18 protein-coding genes are annotated in these 17,343 nt (G+C 38.1%); 13 read left to right on the plus strand and 5 right to left on the minus strand.

Features of this window, described 5'->3' with window-relative positions; translation table 11 throughout:
- Positions 1 to 14 precede the first annotated feature (14 nt).
- The 4 genes from menD to ACZ5L8_RS04655 all read left to right on the plus strand — a co-directional run bounded on the left by menD (position 15) and on the right by ACZ5L8_RS04655 (position 3,935).
- The gene (menD, locus tag ACZ5L8_RS04640; RefSeq protein WP_464440122.1) at positions 15 to 1,730 is read left to right on the plus strand and encodes a 2-succinyl-5-enolpyruvyl-6-hydroxy-3-cyclohexene-1-carboxylic-acid synthase; all 1,716 of its coding nucleotides are present in this window, start codon (positions 15 to 17) and stop codon (positions 1,728 to 1,730) included.
- A 79-nt stretch (positions 1,731 to 1,809) separates the two neighbouring features.
- Positions 1,810 to 2,151, plus strand: coding sequence for a DUF2853 family protein (locus tag ACZ5L8_RS04645; RefSeq protein WP_464440123.1), 342 nt, complete (start codon positions 1,810 to 1,812; stop codon positions 2,149 to 2,151).
- An 82-nt stretch (positions 2,152 to 2,233) separates the two neighbouring features.
- A complete protein-coding gene (locus ACZ5L8_RS04650; protein ID WP_464440124.1) occupies positions 2,234 to 3,070 on the plus strand; it encodes a CvfB family protein in 837 nt (278 codons plus the stop codon).
- Between the two features lie 25 nt (positions 3,071 to 3,095).
- Entirely contained in the window at positions 3,096 to 3,935 is an 840-nt protein-coding gene (locus tag ACZ5L8_RS04655; RefSeq protein WP_464440125.1) for a 1,4-dihydroxy-2-naphthoyl-CoA synthase, read from the plus strand.
- Positions 3,936 to 3,973: 38 nt separating this feature from the next.
- Here ACZ5L8_RS04655 and ACZ5L8_RS04660 read toward each other — a convergent pair whose 3' ends face one another.
- From ACZ5L8_RS04660 to rlmH, 3 genes are all read right to left on the minus strand, one after another.
- The gene (locus ACZ5L8_RS04660; protein ID WP_464440126.1) at positions 3,974 to 5,773 is read right to left on the minus strand and encodes a DEAD/DEAH box helicase; all 1,800 of its coding nucleotides are present in this window, start codon (positions 5,771 to 5,773) and stop codon (positions 3,974 to 3,976) included.
- A gap of 174 nt (positions 5,774 to 5,947) precedes the next feature.
- Entirely contained in the window at positions 5,948 to 6,532 is a 585-nt protein-coding gene (locus ACZ5L8_RS04665) for a non-canonical purine NTP diphosphatase (RefSeq protein ID WP_464440127.1), read from the minus strand.
- Between the two features lie 9 nt (positions 6,533 to 6,541).
- Complete coding sequence (gene rlmH / locus ACZ5L8_RS04670; RefSeq protein ID WP_464440128.1) at positions 6,542 to 7,015, minus strand: 23S rRNA (pseudouridine(1915)-N(3))-methyltransferase RlmH; 474 nt, start codon at positions 7,013 to 7,015, stop codon at positions 6,542 to 6,544.
- A 56-nt stretch (positions 7,016 to 7,071) separates the two neighbouring features.
- On the opposite strand from rlmH, the gene nadC reads away from it, so the two are divergent.
- The 4 genes from nadC to priA all read left to right on the plus strand — a co-directional run bounded on the left by nadC (position 7,072) and on the right by priA (position 11,916).
- The gene (gene nadC, locus ACZ5L8_RS04675; protein WP_464440129.1) at positions 7,072 to 7,929 is read left to right on the plus strand and encodes a carboxylating nicotinate-nucleotide diphosphorylase; all 858 of its coding nucleotides are present in this window, start codon (positions 7,072 to 7,074) and stop codon (positions 7,927 to 7,929) included.
- On the plus strand, positions 7,929 to 8,885 hold the full coding sequence (locus tag ACZ5L8_RS04680; protein ID WP_464440130.1) for a YihY/virulence factor BrkB family protein: 957 nt from the start codon (positions 7,929 to 7,931) through the stop codon (positions 8,883 to 8,885). The genes nadC and ACZ5L8_RS04680 overlap by 1 nt, the downstream gene beginning before the upstream one ends.
- An 81-nt stretch (positions 8,886 to 8,966) precedes the next feature.
- Complete coding sequence (locus tag ACZ5L8_RS04685; protein ID WP_464440131.1) at positions 8,967 to 9,389, plus strand: DUF2147 domain-containing protein; 423 nt, start codon at positions 8,967 to 8,969, stop codon at positions 9,387 to 9,389.
- A gap of 76 nt (positions 9,390 to 9,465) precedes the next feature.
- Positions 9,466 to 11,916 carry a replication restart helicase PriA gene (gene priA / locus ACZ5L8_RS04690; RefSeq protein ID WP_464440915.1) on the plus strand — a complete coding sequence of 817 codons (2,451 nt, stop codon included), beginning with the start codon at positions 9,466 to 9,468 and terminating at the stop codon, positions 11,914 to 11,916.
- A 59-nt stretch (positions 11,917 to 11,975) separates the two neighbouring features.
- On the opposite strand, the gene ACZ5L8_RS04695 is transcribed toward priA, so the two are convergent.
- A complete protein-coding gene (locus tag ACZ5L8_RS04695; protein ID WP_462598584.1) occupies positions 11,976 to 12,674 on the minus strand; it encodes a LytR/AlgR family response regulator transcription factor in 699 nt (232 codons plus the stop codon).
- A gap of 227 nt (positions 12,675 to 12,901) precedes the next feature.
- Between ACZ5L8_RS04695 and rpsF the strand changes: the two genes are divergently transcribed.
- The 4 genes from rpsF (at position 12,902) to ACZ5L8_RS04715 (ending at position 14,565) form a co-directional block, all read left to right on the plus strand.
- Positions 12,902 to 13,240 carry a 30S ribosomal protein S6 gene (rpsF, locus tag ACZ5L8_RS04700; protein WP_462598583.1) on the plus strand — a complete coding sequence of 113 codons (339 nt, stop codon included), beginning with the start codon at positions 12,902 to 12,904 and terminating at the stop codon, positions 13,238 to 13,240.
- A gap of 2 nt (positions 13,241 to 13,242) precedes the next feature.
- Positions 13,243 to 13,542, plus strand: coding sequence for a 30S ribosomal protein S18 (gene rpsR, locus ACZ5L8_RS04705; RefSeq protein ID WP_462598582.1), 300 nt, complete (start codon positions 13,243 to 13,245; stop codon positions 13,540 to 13,542).
- Positions 13,543 to 13,556: 14 nt separating this feature from the next.
- A complete protein-coding gene (gene rplI, locus ACZ5L8_RS04710; RefSeq protein ID WP_462598581.1) occupies positions 13,557 to 14,006 on the plus strand; it encodes a 50S ribosomal protein L9 in 450 nt (149 codons plus the stop codon).
- Between the two features lie 88 nt (positions 14,007 to 14,094).
- Entirely contained in the window at positions 14,095 to 14,565 is a 471-nt protein-coding gene (locus ACZ5L8_RS04715; RefSeq protein ID WP_464440132.1) for a DUF6495 family protein, read from the plus strand.
- Positions 14,566 to 14,598: 33 nt separating this feature from the next.
- On the opposite strand, the gene ACZ5L8_RS04720 is transcribed toward ACZ5L8_RS04715, so the two are convergent.
- Positions 14,599 to 15,840, minus strand: coding sequence for an ABC transporter permease (locus ACZ5L8_RS04720; protein ID WP_464440133.1), 1,242 nt, complete (start codon positions 15,838 to 15,840; stop codon positions 14,599 to 14,601).
- A gap of 116 nt (positions 15,841 to 15,956) precedes the next feature.
- On the opposite strand from ACZ5L8_RS04720, the gene hisS reads away from it, so the two are divergent.
- Positions 15,957 to 17,342 (plus strand): histidine--tRNA ligase, encoded by a 1,386-nt coding sequence (gene hisS, locus ACZ5L8_RS04725; RefSeq protein WP_464440134.1) that lies wholly within the window; start codon positions 15,957 to 15,959, stop codon positions 17,340 to 17,342.
- Position 17,343 lies beyond the last annotated feature (1 nt).

The following is a 17,343-nucleotide window of genomic DNA, read 5'->3' on the forward strand; positions in this document are numbered from 1 at the left end:
GTATTTTTACAGTAATGAAGTATTCTAAAATTCCCGTAGCGCAATCTATCATTCTATTGTGTTTAGAAAAAGGGATAGATCATGTTGTGATCTCTCCTGGCTCGCGCAACGCACCGCTTACTATAGGTTTTACACATCATACTGGTTTTAATTGCTACAGCATTGTAGATGAACGCAGCGCAGCTTTTTTTGCACTGGGTTTAGCACAGCAATTAAAAAAACCGGTAGCACTTGTTTGTTCTTCTGGTAGTGCGCTTTTAAATTATTATCCTGCTGTCGCAGAGGCTTTTTATAGCGATATTCCGCTGGTGATGATCACTGCAGATAGACCTATTGAACGTATTGATATAGGCGATGGACAAACCATTAGACAGCGCAATGTTTTTGAAAATCATGTGCTGTATTCGGCTAATTTATATTCTGAACTTGTGTTAGAAGGCGATGCGCTTGATCCTAAATTAAAACAGAAACAGCGCGAAGCCGAAAAGCATAATCAGCAAGAAATAAACAAAGCATTAAATCTTGCACTTATAGATTGTGGTCCGGTGCATATCAATGTTCCTTTTTACGAGCCGCTTTATGATACGGTAGATGAGCCTTCAGTTGCGCCCATTAGCGTGAAGCCACAATTTCCTAGAGAAGAGCTTAGCGACGAGGAGCTTCAGCCGTATGCTGATTTCTTCAACAATGCGAAGCAAAAGATCGTTCTTGTGGGTGTACTTGCGCCAAATGCTATAGAACAACGTTTCTTAGATATTTTGGGCGAAGACCCAAGTACAATTGTGCTTACTGAAACGACTTCTAACGTTGATAATCCTAACTTTTTCACGAGAATTGACAATCTTATAGGTTCTCTGGATGATAACGGATTCAAAAAATTACAGCCCGATCTTTTGATCACTTTTGGCGGAATGGTGATCTCAAAAAAGATCAAAGCGTTCTTAAGAAATTACCAGCCGCAGCAACATTGGCACATAGATTCTAAAAAAGCATACGACACTTATTTTTGTCTAAACAGGCATTTTAAGGTGAGCGCAAATTATTTTTTAGCGCATTTTTTACCGCTTACGCGAAAAGTGGACAGCGACTATCAAAGCAAGTGGTTAACAACCAGAGATTATCGCGATACCTTGCATAAAAAGTATCTCGCAGAAATGCCATGGTGCGATTTTAAAGCCTTTGAAAGTGTGCTTGAGGCAATTCCTGATCATTCTATTTTGCAGCTTAGTAATAGCTCTACGGTACGCTACGTGCAGCTTTTTGATGTAAATAGAACCTTGAAAGTATTCTGCAATAGAGGAACTAGCGGTATTGACGGTTGTACATCAACTGCGGTAGGTGCGGCGCTAGGAAGTAAATCACCCACGACTTTGATCACCGGTGATCTAAGTTTTTTTTACGACAGCAACGGTCTCTGGAATAAACACATCCCGAATGACTTTAAGATTATCGTCATTAACAATAGTGGTGGTGGTATTTTTAGAATTCTGCCAGGAAATAAAAACACGCCAGAATTTGATGAGTTTTTTGAAACCACGCATGATCTCAATGCAGCGCATTTAAGTAAAACGTACGGTTTTAATTATCATAAGGCAGAAAGCATTGATGAGCTTAGTGATGGTTTAGCAACATTCTATAATGATAATTCTAAGCCTGCGATCTTAGAGATTTTTACACCTCGCAAGACAAATGACGAGATCCTTTTGTCGTATTTTAAATTTATTAGGTAGAAGTTCTTGGCAGCTAAACTTTTGATTTTTTATATTTAGTTCCTGAATTAAACAAAACAATAATTAAATTTTCGACCTTATGAGTAAAAGAGATGAATTAATAGAGAAGTTTGCTGCAGATCTTAAAGATAAAGTAGGTGTAACTCCAGATATGGATCTACTTACTAAAGTAACTGTAGGTTTAGGACCTTCAATTTACAATGCAGACTCTGCAACTGTATCTTCTAGCAGCGAGAGCGAACTAGCGACTGTTAAGCAAAACTTCTTAATTAAGAAATTAGGTCTTGCTGATGGTCCAGAACTAGATACAGCAATAGACAGCGTTATGGAAAAGTATGGTAAATCTAACCGTAACAAGTATCGTGCGGTAGTATATTATTTACTTACTGTACACTTTGGTAAAGAGAGTGTTTACGCATAAGCTAAAAATAAATTTTACTACAAAGGCCATCATTTTTTGATGGCCTTTGTTTTTTAACTCAAGAATTATCGACCTTTGCACGATGCTACAAATAGGAAAATTTCAAGAATTAACAATAGATCGAGAAACAGGTTCTGGTCTATTTTTAAGAGGCGCAGAAGAAACTGATGAAGTACTGTTGCCAGGTAAATTCATGCCAAAAGAATTTGAAATAGGTCAAGTTCTTACTGTTTTTATCTATCTAGATAATGAAGGCAGGCCCATTGCCACCACACAAGAACCATTTTTAGAACGTGATGATTTTGCCTATTTATATTGCAGCGAGATCACAAAAATAGGTGCGTTTATGGATATAGGTATTGACAAAGAATTGTTAGTTCCGTTTTCTAATCAAGCGCGCACTATTGAAGAAGGTGATTGGGCTGTGACTTACATGTATCTTGATGAAAAAACAAACCGTCTCGTAGGAACTACAAGATTTAATGGCATTCTAAGCAATAAAGATGTTCAATTAGCTCGAGGCGAAAAGGTAGACCTTATCGTTTCACATTTTACAGAGTTAGGTGCTAACGTCATCATTAATAAAGCACATACAGGTCTTGTTTTTAAAGATCAGATCTTTGAAGATCTAAGAGAAGGAGACAAGCTTCCGGGATATATCAAACGTGTAAGAGAAGACGGGAAGATAGATGTTTTGCTTTCGCCGGAAGGCTACAAAAGTATAGAGCCTAATGCGCAATATCTTTATGAGGAACTGCAAGAAAATGACGGTTTCTTACCTGTGCATGATAAGAGTGATCCAGAAAAAATTCAAGAGCTTCTTGGTTTGAGCAAGAAGAGTTTTAAAAAGGCCGTGGGTGCGCTGTACAAAGACAGGAAGATCGAGTTTACACCACAAGGAATAAAACTTAAGGATTGATCGCAATTTTATAAAAATAGATTTGATGAAAAATATTGAGTGGAAAACCGCTAAAGAATATACAGATATAACCTACAAAAAATGTGACGGCGTTGCTCGTATCGCGTTTAACAGACCAGAAGTGCGCAATGCTTTTAGACCGCATACCACTTCAGAATTGCTAGACGCATTTCATGATGCGCAAGAAGATCTTAGCATAGGTGTTGTTTTGCTTAGCGCGGAAGGGCCTTCGCCAAAAGATGGTGTTTACAGCTTTTGTAGTGGTGGTGACCAGAAGGCAAGAGGCGATCAAGGATATGTGGGGCAAGATGGTTATCACAGATTGAATATTCTTGATGTTCAACGATTGATACGTTTTATGCCAAAGGTTGTGATCGCTGTTGTTCCAGGATGGGCTGTAGGTGGCGGTCATAGTTTGCACGTGGTTTGTGACATGACTTTAGCGAGTAAAGAACACGCTATTTTTAAACAAACAGATGCAGATGTAACCAGTTTTGATGGAGGTTATGGATCAGCATATCTTGCAAAAATGGTAGGGCAGAAGAAAGCTCGTGAGATTTTCTTTTTAGGAAGAAATTACTCAGCGCAAGAAGCGTTTGAGATGGGAATGGTGAATGCCGTTATACCACATGAAGAATTAGAAGATACAGCCTATGAGTGGGCGCATGAGATCTTAGCAAAATCGCCAACGTCTATAAAAATGTTGAAGTTTGCCATGAACTTAACTGATGACGGCATGGTAGGTCAACAAGTTTTTGCAGGTGAAGCAACGCGATTAGCTTACATGACAGAAGAAGCTAAAGAAGGTAGAAACGCTTTCTTAGAAAAACGAAAACCCAATTTTGAGAAGAAGTACCTTCCTTAAAAATAAAAAAGCCTTCCTGATCAGGAAGGCTTTTTCTTTTATCGTCTGCGACGCTTTTTCCCTTTAAAGGGAACATTGTCGTTAGATTTTTTCTTCTTCTTGAAGTTTCCAGATCCAGAATCAGATCTGCCTCTGTTACCACCTCCTGAAGAATTACCGCGACCGCCTTTACCTTTAAAGCCATCGCCACCACGGCCACCGCCGCCACTTTTTCTTTTGCGACCACCGCCACCGCCGCCGCCTTTACGGCCACGATCTTTAGTGATCTCAACATGTACTTGTCTTCCATTAAGATCAAAGTCTTGAAAAAGAGCAAGGATCATGTCAGTCTTATCGCTATCTGTATTAAAGAATGAGAAGTTGTCTTTACAGTCTACGTGATATACATTTTCTCCAAGACCAGTAACTTCTTTAAGGAAGTCTTTAAGAGACATCCAGTCAAAACCGTCACGTCTACCCACGTTGATAAAATAGCGTGTGCTATCTCCAGAAGCTTCCATAGCTTCTGCTTTAACGCTTACATTAAGGTCTTTTGCCTTTTTGTAATAGTTAAAGAATCTGGTAAATTCTACAGAGAATACTTTCTTGATCAATTCTTCACGACTTAGACCTTCAAGCACTTCATTAATGCTAAATAGATAAGGATCGATCTCATGGTTGATCTTAGTATCGTGAATTTGATTTGCAAGGTGCATAAGTTGCACTTCGCAGATCTCGATACCTGTTGGGATCTCTTTTTGCGTAAAGCTCTTATTGATGATCTTCTCAATTTGCTTGATCTTACGCATCTCGCTCTTAACGATGATCACCATAGAAACACCAGTTTTACCAGCGCGGCCAGTACGACCACTACGGTGAGTATAGGTTTCTATTTCATCAGGTAATTGATAATTAATAACGTGAGTTACATCGTCTACGTCAATACCACGAGCAGCCACATCTGTAGCCACAAGCATTTGTATTTGACGTGTACGGAAGCTCTTCATCACAAGATCACGCTGATTCTGGCTTAGGTCACCATGCAATGCAGCAGCGTTATAACCATCTTCGATGAGAAGTTCTGCAACCTTTTGTGTATCGCGTTTTGTACGACAGAATACAACTGAGAAAATATCAGGATTAGCATCAGCTAGACGCTTTAATGCTTGATAACGATCTCTAGAGTTCACTACAAAATACTCATGAGATACATTTGTAGCTCCCATGTTCTTAGTTCCTACAGTGATCTCTACAGGAGATTTCATGAATTTTTTGGCAATTGCCGCAACTTCCTTAGGCATAGTTGCAGAGAATAACCAGGTAAGTTTACCCTTTGGCGTATCAGCAAGAATAGTATTGATATCCTCGTAGAAGCCCATGTTAAGCATCTCATCAGCTTCATCAAGAACGCAATAATCTATTCTAGAAATATCTACAAGATTACGACGCATCATATCCATCATACGTCCAGGAGTTGCCACAATGATTTGTGCTCCTTTTTTGATAGATCTTGCTTGCTCAGTAATGTTTGCACCGCCATAAACGGCAACAACATTAAGGCCTTTAACGTACTTAGAGTACTGTTTTAGCTCGTTTGTGATTTGAAGACAAAGCTCTCTTGTAGGAGAGAGAATAAGTCCTTGCGTGTGTTTTGAACTTTCATCCAGTTTCTGGATAAGCGGAAAACCAAATGCTGCGGTCTTCCCGGTTCCTGTTTGTGCGAGTGCCACGACATCGGCATCCTCGTTAAGTAGGACCGGGATGGCCTTCTCCTGTACTGCTGACGGGTTTTCAAAACCCATGTCTGCTACAGCCTGAAGAATTTCATCATTAAGTCCTAGCGCTTTAAAATTGTTCATTATGTAAAAGAATTACGTCTTGCCAGTATTGGCAAAAGCGGGCGCAAAGATATGTTTAAAAAACGGTTTACCGTAAGGCGCGCAAAGAATTATCAAATATGCTGATAAATTGATAATTATGGCGGTAAAATATTGTTTTGGCTGCAGCCAAAACCTAATTAACGTGATAAAGTGCTATAAATTTGATTTTTTCACAAAGTCAATAAAGGTTCTAAATGCCTTACCACGGTGACTCATAACGGCTTTTTCTTCCATAGGCATCTCTGCAAAGGTTCTTTTTTCGCCTTCTGGTTTGAAGATCGGGTCATAACCAAAACCTTTTTCTCCGCATTTTTCTGTTGTGATCGCTCCTTTGCAAATTCCGTTAAAGGTATATTCTTTATCTCCTACTGAAAATGCGATCACTGTTCTAAACTGTGCAGCTCTATTATATTTACCATTTAAATTCTCAAGAAGTTTTTGCATGTTGTCTTCAGCATTTTTTTGCTCACCAGCATAACGCGCGCTGTAAACGCCAGGATCACAGTTTAAAGCTTCAACTTCTAGACCTGTGTCATCTGCAAAACAATCATAACCGTATTTTTCTTTAACATGGCGAGATTTTATAAGCGCGTTACCTTCTAGCGTGTCTGCATCTTCAATGATCTCTTCATCACAGCCTATATCTGTTAAGCTTTTAAGCTCTATAGATGTAGGCATCATCGCCTGAATTTCTTTCAGTTTATTAGGGTTATGCGTTGCAAAAACTAAGGTTTTCATAGGTGTAAATTATCTGTGGTGATAGGGTTCATTTCTTAAAATGGTAAACGCGCGATAGATCTGCTCGGTGGCAAAAAGACGCACCATCTGGTGGCTAAAGGTCATTTTTGATAATGAGATCTTGCCTTGTGCTTTAGCATAAACAGCAGGAGAAAATCCGTAAGGCCCGCCAATAACAAAGATCAAGTTCTTAATACCGCTATTCATCTTTTTCTGCAAATAATCTGCAAATACAACGCTGTTCATCTCTTTTCCCTTTTCGTCAAGCAAGATCAAATGATCAGATGGACCTAATTTATTCAAGATTAATTCGCCTTCTTTTTCCTTTTGCTGATCTTCGCTTAGATTTTTTGTCTTTTTAAGATCAGGAATTACCTCCAAATCAAAATTGATATAATGTGATAACCTTTTGCTGTAAAGCAAAATAAGCGTCTCCAGATCTTGATTATCTGTTTTTCCTATGCATAAAAGCTGTATGTTCATGCTTCAAAAATAGCAGATTCAAGGTTAATCTTTAACTTAGCGCAAAACCTAAATGCATGATTTTAAAATCAAAGTTCAATAACGAGCTAGAACTCATTATAGCAAATGCAATACGAGAAGATGTAGGTCCAGGAGATTACAGTTCGCTGGCGTGTATTCCGGCTTCCGCCAAAGGTGGTGCGAAACTATTAGTTAAAGACGAAGGTTTGATCGCCGGCGTAGAATTTGCCGAAATGGTCTTTACATATCTAGAACCTTCAATGGAGTTTGAAAAACTTATTGAAGATGGAAGTCCTGTAAAACACGGTGACATCGCATTTAATATCTATGGTAGCGCACAAGGAATTTTAAAAGGTGAGCGGCTTGTTTTAAACGCGATGCAACGTATGAGCGCGATCGCTACAAAGACTAATTATTTTGTAAAACTTCTAGAAGGTACAAATACAAAGATCCTTGATACACGTAAAACCACACCCGGAATTAGAGCTTTAGAAAAATGGGCTGTAAAAATAGGAGGTGGAGAGAATCATCGTTTTGCATTGTATGATATGGTGATGCTTAAGGATAATCATATAGATTTTGCAGGCGGAATTCCGGAAGCGATTGAGCAGACTAAAAAATATCTGGCAGATCACGGTCTTGACCTTAAGATCATTGTTGAAGCAAGAGATATTGACGAAGTTCAAGAAATTCTTAATGCTGGCGGAGTGTATAGAATTTTGCTAGATAACTTTAATTATGAGCAAACACGAGAAGCTGTCGATTTAATAGGAGATAGAGCACTTACAGAATCTTCTGGCGGTATTACAGAAGATACCATTCGCGCCTACGCGGAATGTGGTGTAGATTATATCTCTAGTGGAGCATTGACACATTCAGTTTACAATATGGATCTAAGTCTTAAAGCGTTGTAATGAACGACGATATTGAAAAAGCTGCAGCGCGTTTTCCTGTCATCAACAAAGTGATACAGTGGAATAAATCCATTATTCTACCCGGTTTTGAAGGGTTATCGCTTTATGATTTTTGGGAAATGTATATTGTGGGCATTGTAAAAGGAACGTTCTCAACACGTGCCAGTGCAATTGCCTTTAGCTTTTTTATGGCGTTGTTTCCTTTTTTTCTGTTCATACTTAACTTGGTTCCATATGTTCCTGTCCATGATTTTCAGGAAAAATTTCTTGAGTTTGTAGATGGCCTTTTACCTGCTCAAACTGCTGATTTTTTTGAGCCTATTCTTTTAGATATTGCGGCAAACCCTAGAGGTAGTCTTCTTTCGTTCACATTGATATTTGCGATCTTTTTGATGGCAAATGGTATCAACGCAATTTTTACAGGTTTTGAGTTTAGTTATCATACACATATTAATAGATCGATCTGGAGACAGTATTTTGTGGCGCTAGGAGTTTCGATCATTTTAGCTCTTTTCCTACTGACCACCGTTATCATTATAGCATATATGGAGGTTAGTGTTGTAGAGATGAAAAGAAGAGGCATTCTAAATGAAGATAACCTCTGGATATCTAATACTCTTCGGCTAATTTTTCTCTTTATAATGGTCTATTGTGTTGTTGGGACTTTATATTACTTCGGGACTAAGCAAGGCAAGGAGTTTAGATTCTTTTCCGCAGGAGCGGTAATGACAACATTATTATATATTGTAACTACGTTCTTTTTTGGACTTTATATCAACAATTTTAGCAATTATAACCAGTTATATGGATCTGTAGGAGCGCTATTAATAATGATGGTCTATATATGGTTAAATTCTAATCTTTTATTGCTAGGTTTTGAATTGAACGCTACGCTCAATCAGTTAAAAAAACGGCGTAATGAAAAAAAGGCACAGGAATTGCATAATATTTCGTAAAATGATAATTAAGCCCTGTTAATATTGGGGAATTATTAAAAAATATTATCTAGATTTACGTTGAACCTTAAAATTATTACGATGAAAAGATTATCCCTGATCCTTATTGCGATGCTTTTTGCAACTGGTGCTTTTGCACAAGATGTAACCGGTAAATGGAAAACGATTGACGATGAAACCGGAGAAGCAAAATCTATTGTCGAGATCTACAAAAAAGACGGTAAGATTTATGGTAAGATCATTGAAATTCTAAATCCTGCAAAAAAGGATAGAAAATGTGAAGAATGTCCAGGAAGTGATAAAGGCAAACCTATTGAAGGTCTTGTGATCATTAAAGGTCTTGAAAAAGATGGTGATGAATACAATGACGGTAAAATTCTTGATCCAGTTTCTGGAAAACTTTATAAATGTTATATTGAGTTAGAAGGAGCTAATAAACTCAAAGTTAGAGGGTATATTGGTTTTAGCCTTCTAGGTAGAACACAATACTGGACTCGCGTATAACTAACAAAGCATTTTGTATATAAAAAGGTCGCTGCAAGCATCGCAGCGACCTTTGTTGTTTTATATCTTTATCGCCATGTATTTTGTAAATGTCATTCTGCCTGTCCCGGTAGAAAATACCTTCACCTATAAGATCAATGCCGCCGAGTTTGAATTTATCAAACCCGGTATGCGCATCGCTGTGCCTTTTGGTAAAAGCAAGATCTATACGGCTTTGGCGGTACATGTGCATCAAGAAGAGCCTACGGTTTATGAGGCAAAAGACATTGAACAAATACTAGATGATGAACCTGTGGTAACGCAAGTTCAAATGCATTTTTGGCAATGGATCGCAAATTATTATATGTGTACCATTGGTGAGGTGATGCGGGCTTCTTTGCCTAGTGCTTTTTTGATAGAAAGTGAGACGATCATCAAGCGTAAAACCATTCTTGAAGAAATTCCAGAGGAGCTTGAGGAAGATCAATATTTAATTCTAGAAGCGCTGCAATCAAGTCCTATTCTTAAGGTGCAGGAAGTGATGAATATTCTGCAAAAGAAAAAGGTGTTACCGCAAATTAGAAGTTTAATGGATCAAGGTTTTGTAGATGTTGAAGAAGAGATCTATGAGGCTTATAAGCCAAAACTGGTAAAATACATCAAGTTGGCCGCAGATTATGAGAAGGAAGAAATGATGCATCAGGCGCTAGATGAATTAAGCAGAGCGCCAAAACAACGAGAGATTTTACTCAATTATTTTTCGCTTAAAGCGAAAAGTACAAAGCCTATCAAGGCAAAAGACCTTCTTAAAGTTGCTGATGCTTCGAATGTGCAACTTAAGTCGCTTACAGATAAAGGTATCCTTGAAATATATAAAATCCAGACTGATAGACTGAGTTATGCAAAAAGTCAGGACTCCGAAATAAAGGAGCTTAACGAAGAGCAAGAAAGGGCTTTAGGAGAGATCGAAGATTCTTTTAAAAATAAAGAAGTGTGTTTGCTTCATGGTGTAACATCTTCAGGAAAAACAGAGGTTTATGTAAATCTCATCAAAAAATACCTTGATGCAGGCCAGCAGGTTTTATTTTTGGTTCCAGAAATTGCCTTGACAACGCAATTGGTAAATAGATTGAAGATCTATTTTGGCGAAAGCCTGGCTGTTTATCATTCTAAATACTCCGTGCATGAGCGCGTAGAAGTCTGGAATAATGTTTTGAATAAGCGAAGCAAAGCCCAACTTGTGCTTGGCGCGCGTAGTGCTGTTTTATTGCCTTTTGAAAATTTGGGGCTCATTGTAGTAGACGAGGAGCACGAAACAAGTTACAAGCAGTTTGATCCTGCACCGCGTTATCAAGCTAGAGATGCTGCAGTTGTTCTTGCTTATATGCAAAAGGCAAAACTGCTCATGGGTTCTGCTACGCCATCGCTAGAGAGTTATTACAACGCAAGACAAGGAAAATACGGACTTGTGGTGATGAAAAAGCGTTTTGGTAATGTTCTGATGCCTGAAAATGTGATCATCGATCTGCAAGAAAAATACCGTAAAAAGCGAATGACAGGTCATTTTAGCGATGATCTCTTACGCGCAATTACTGATGCTTTAGAAGAAGATGAACAGGTGATTCTATTTCAAAATAGGCGTGGTTTTTCACCTATTTTAGAATGTAATACTTGTGGTCACTCTCCACAATGTCCTAATTGTGATGTGAGTTTGACCTATCATAAATACCGCAATCAGCTGCGTTGTCATTATTGTGGTTATCACATGGCGATGCAAGAAAAATGTATGGCTTGTGGCAGTGTTGAGTTGGATACAAAAGGATTTGGTACAGAGCAAATAGAACTCGAGTTGCGAGAGTTGTATCCTGATGCAAGAATAGGCCGGATGGATAGCGATACGACAAGAGGAAAATATGGTTTTGAGAAAATAATCGCCGCCTTTGAGCAAGAGGAATTAGATATACTTGTGGGAACACAGATGTTGACAAAGGGGCTTGATTTTAGAAATGTGAGTCTCGTGGGTATTCTCAATGCAGATAGTATGCTCAATATACCAGATTTTAGAGCGCATGAACGAAGTTTTCAATTGATTCAGCAGGTTTCTGGTAGGGCAGGGCGTACTCAAAAACGCGGTAAGGTTTATATACAAACGTATAATCCGCATCATCAGATCCTGCAACAGGTGTCAATGAATAAGTATGAGGAAATGTTTTTGGAGCAGTTAGAAGAGCGACATATTTATAAATACCCGCCATTTTATCGCTTGATAAAGATCACTTTGCGTCACAGAGATTTTCAGAAGGTTGAAGAAGCTTCACAGTGGATGGCAAGTGCGTTGCGTAATCTTTTTGGAGAATACGTGTTGGGGCCAGAAGCTCCGCCAGTCGCACGCATTCGCAATGAATACTATAGGAACATCCTAGTTAAGCTTTCGCGGAAGCAAAACTTAGAGAAAACAAAAGGGGCAATACGCAAAGTAAACGCCAGTTTCGCAGCAATTGCGCAATACCGAAGCGTGCGTGTTGTGATCAATGTAGATAATTATTAAAAAAAAGAAAGCTCCATTTTTCAATGAAGCTTTCCACAAGGTTATGAGAGTGCTATTTTTTAAGATAACACTTCCATAAGCTTTGCTTTTTTATGTCTACTTAGCGGTATTTTATCTCCGTCAATCTCAATATTTCTACTATTATACTTTTCTATTTTATCTATGTTGATAATATACGACTTATGAATTCTCATGAAACGATCTACGGGCAATTGCTTTTCAAAAGCTTTCATGGTAGATAGTACAATGATAGGTTCATTATAGGTTACCAACTTAACATAATCACCTAGTGCTTCAATATATTTAAGCTCGTTTAAGAATACCTTTTTCTTCTTAAGGTTGCTTTTTACAAAGATATACTCATCATCTTCAACGGCACCGTCATTCTTAAGTTTGTGCATGCTAATTGCTTTGTGCACCGCGTTTAAAAAACGATCTTTTGTGATAGGCTTACGTAGATAATCTATCGCGTTATACTTAAAAGCTTCGTAAGCATATTTAGTTTTACCGGTAACGAATATGATCTGAGGTTTATGTACCAGATCATCAAGCAGGTCAAAACCTGTGAGGATAGGCATCTCAATATCAAGGAATATGAGATCTACCTTAGTTTCCAGTAAGCCATTCTTAGTTTCGATCGCATTGTTATACTGCGCAACCAGCTTAAGATTGGGGTGATCCTTAATAAGCTTAACGATAGCTAACCGCTGTAAGGTGGAATCATCAACAACAGCACAGTCTAAAATTAATTCTTCCAAAAGGTTTTTGTTAGGTTTTAGGTATAGTTTAATAGTCAAAAATAGGGAGTTTAAAGTTATTAGACAAAAAAATTGTGTAGTTCGTCGATAAAATTTTACGATATCCCCAGTGATATATAGGATTTTTTACCTCTCTGATAATTTTAAGAAAAATCAAGATTTAATGTTTTTGTTTGTTTGAAGAAAAAGAAATACTTTTGCACTCATTTTTAAATAAATATTCACAAATGAATCATTACGAAACTGTTTTCATCTTGAATCCCGTTTTATCTGATGATCAGATAAAGGAAACAGTAAAGAAATTTGAAGATTTTCTTGTTTCTAACGGTGCCAAGATGATATCAAAAGAGGATTGGGGGCTTAAGAAGCTTGCTTACGCAATCCAGAACAAAAAGAGTGGTTTTTATCACCTATTTGAATTCCAGGTTCCTGGAGAAGTAATTACAAACTTTGAGCTAGAGTTTAGGAGAGATGAGCGTATCATGCGTTTCTTAACTGTTAAACTAGACAAGTATGCCGTAGAATGGGCAGAAAAGCGTAGAAAAAGAATCAAAGAAAAAGCATAATTATGGCATCATCTATTGAACAACAAGCAAAAGCCAAGAAAGATGGAGAGATCAGATATCTTACTCCATTAAATATTGAGACTTCTAAGGCTAAAAAATACTGCCGTTTTAAGCGTAGTGGTATTAAATATATAGATTACAAGGATGCAGATTTCTTAGCGTCTTTTGTAAATGAGCAAGGTAAACTTTTACCTCGCAGGCTAACAGGTACTTCTCTTAAGTATCAGCGTAAGGTGAGCCAGGCTGTTAAGCGTGCTCGTCACCTTGCACTTATGCCATATGTAACCGATTTGTATAAATAAAAAGAGGGACAACAATGGAAGTGATATTAAAACAAGACGTTGAGAACCTAGGGTTCACAGACGATTTAGTAACTGTAAAAAACGGTTACGCTCGTAACTATCTTATCCCTCAAGGATTTGCTATTCTAGCTACTCCTTCTGCAAAAAAAGTACTTGCTGAGAATCTTAAGCAACGTGCTCACAAAGAAGAAAAAGTAGTTAAGGATGCAAAAGCTCAAGCAGATAAACTTAACAATGTAGACGTTAAGATCACTGCAAAAGCTGGTGCTGAGGATAAACTATTCGGTAGTGTAACAAATGCAGATCTAGCAGATGCTCTTGCAAAAGAAGGTGTTGAGCTAGAGAAAAAATACATCAACGTTGCTGGTGGAGCAATCAAGCGTTTAGGTCAATATGAGGCTACGCTACGTTTTCACCGTGATGTAGTTGTAAACTATACTTTTGAAGTTGTAGCTGAGGCTTAATCAGCTCTTAGATATAGATTAAAGCTTCCGTCTACTGGCGGGAGCTTTTTTATTTTTACTTTTTAGGCTTACGCCAAAATTTTACAAAATGAAATACACAAGGCTTACTAAAGAACAATTTGAAGAAATGCATCAGGAGTTTATAAACTTCCTGGCAACACAATCTATCACTGCAGATGAGTGGGCAAAGATCAAAGAAGAAAAACCTGAAGTAGCAGAGCAGGAGCTAGATGTTTTTAGTGATCTTGTTTGGGAAGGTGTATTACAAAAGGTAGAATATCTAGAACATTTTTCTCCGCAACACATGTTCTTATTTAAGATAGATACCATCCAGATCCATCTTATTTCTATAGAGATTGAAGACAAGAATATAGATATCACCACACAATTGGGATATCAATGGTTGCAGCAAAACCTTATGAAAGATTCAGTGAACTTGTACACTTCTGCAAAACTTATCAATGAAGATCGCAATGCAGATATTTTTGCATTGATCAAACAAGGAGCTACCATCACAAAAGGTGAACTGTATGAATGGATGGCTCAGAAGGTAAAATAGTCCTTTTCGCTATAGCGAAATAAAAACCCTTACTTACTCGTATCTTAAGGATTCTACAGGATCTAATCTCGCAGCCTTAAGCGCTGGGAATAATCCTGAAACTATTGCAACAACAAGTGTAATGAGCGTTGCTGCGATCATTGCAAACCACGGTATGCTAAAGTCAAAGGAAGCCAGCGAACTGATCAATAGTCCGATTGACATCCCGAGAATAATTCCTAGAATTCCGCCTAATTGTCCCACGATTATCGTCTCGATCAAGAATTGACCGGCAATAAGACCTTTGCGTGCGCCTAGCGCTTTGCGAACGCCTATTTCGCGCGTGCGCTCTGTTACAGAAACGAGCATGATATTCATTAATGCGATTGAAGATCCCATGATCGTGATACCGCTTATGATCCAAGCAACTAAACCTAGAACGCCTGTGATCTCCGCAACTTGATTTAAGAGATCATCACTGCGCATGATGCCAAAATTATTTTCTTGAGTAGGAGAGAGGCCTCTAATTTTTCTAAAAGCGATGATAGCTTCGTCTTGAGCGCCTTCTAGCATGTTTTTATCGTTGATCTTAATACTTACCTGATAATTAATGTTAGGTTGTGTATAAACGCCGCGCGCAACTTCAATGGGGATAAGAACTCTTAGATCTTGATTGTTGCCAAAGGTGGATCCTTTTTCTTCTAGAATACCTATTACTTTAAAACGATTACCGCGAATGTTTATGGTTTTGCCTATGGGATCAACATTTTTAAAAAGGTTCTTTTTAAAATCGCTTCCCAACACACAAACCATATTGTTGTTCTGTATGTCAAAGAGATTAAAATTTCTACCGCCATCAAGGTTAAGGCCAGAGTTGTCTAAGAAATTCTCGTTCACACCCATCACGGTAACTTCTGGATCGGTCTCTTTGCCTTCATATTTTACTTCTGCACTTCCTGCTCCTGTAAAAGCAATAGAAACCTGACTGCCGGGATAATTATAATTCTCTTTAAATTCTTTAACCTGACGATAGCTAATTACAGGATTGATCTTTTGAGTTTCGCCACTTCCGCGTCTTTGAGTTGTAAACTCATATTGCTGAATATTAAAGGTATTGGCTCCCATAGACGAGAAGTCACTTGTGATTGTATTACCCAGTGCTTGCACTAAACTTAATATCGCTACAAGCGCAGTTATACCAATGGCAATAATTAAAACCGTAAGAATTGTACGCAATAATTGACTCTTAATTGCCTGAAATGCAATTCTTATATTTTCTCCTAAAAGTGATAGCATAGTTAAGCGTTGTTACCCATGAGTAGCAAAATACACCATAAAGTTACTCGATTTTAAAAATAAGGTGTACTTGCCACCAATTTTTAAGATATTTGCATCGCACAAAATACAGCTTAATGTCACAAAAACCCAGTATTCCTAAGGGAACCAGAGATTTTTCTCCAGAAGAAGTTTTACGAAGAAATTATATCATCGATACGCTTAAATCAAGCTTTGAGCAATTTGGGTTTCAACCCATAGAAACTCCTTCTTTTGAAAACAGCAGCACCCTTATGGGGAAATATGGTGATGAAGGTGATAGATTGATCTTTAAGATCCTTAACAGTGGTGATTATCTCTCTAAAGTAAATGATGAGACTTACGCTGCAAAAGACAGTAATGCGCTTACTTCTGAAATATCTGAGAAAGCCCTGCGATACGATCTAACGGTGCCTTTTGCGCGTTATGTTGTGCATCATCAAAACGAACTTACTTTTCCTTTTAAGCGCTATCAAGTGCAGCCTGTTTGGAGAGCAGATCGTCCTCAAAAGGGGCGCTTTCGCGAATTCTACCAGTGTGATGCAGATGCTGTGGGTTCTACCTCTTTAATGCAAGAAATAGATTTTATACAGTTGTACGATACGGTTTTTACAAAACTGAATTTGCAAGGTGTTTCTATTCGCATCAATAACCGTAAGATCCTTTCGGGAATTGCAGAGATCATAGGGGCAAGCGATAAGCTTATTCCATTTACCGTGGCGCTTGATAAATTAGATAAAATAGGAGAAGACGGTGTGATCAAAGAGATGCAAGAGAACGGTATTGATGATGTGGCTATAGCCAAATTAAGACCTATTTTCTCCCTTAGCGGTGAGCCGTTACAAAAGCTAGAGCAGTTGGATGCTATTATTGGTTCTTCGGCAATAGGAAAAGAAGGAATAAGAGAAGCTGAATTTATTCTTAGTGCAACAAAACTTCTTGAACTTGAAACTGCTACGCTAGATCTAGACGTTACTCTTGCTCGTGGATTGAACTATTACACCGGTTCTATTTTTGAGGTTGCTGCACCAGCTTCGGTTAAGTTAGGAAGCATAGGTGGTGGTGGTCGTTATGATGATCTTACTGGTATTTTTGGACTTAAGAATATGAGCGGTGTTGGTATCTCTTTTGGGCTAGACCGTATTTATCTTGCTTTAGAAGAGTTAGATCTTTTTCCGGCGACGGCTATAAAAGAAACAGATGTATTGTTTTTAAACTTTGGGGAAAAGGAAGCACTTTACTGCATGAAAATTATCAAAACTTTGCGTTCTGGTAATGTGATGGCAGAGCTTTATCCTGATGCGGCCAAAATGAAAAAGCAAATGACTTATGCAGATCGTCGCAATATTCCATTTGTGGTTCTTGCAGGAACTCAAGAAATGGAAGAAGGTTTCCTTACTTTAAAGAACATGAAAACGGGCGACCAGCATAAAGTAGATGCTGTTGAGCTTGTGAAAACTTTAGCAGCTTCTAGAAAAGCTTAGT

This window comes from Leeuwenhoekiella obamensis (assembly GCF_055391795.1).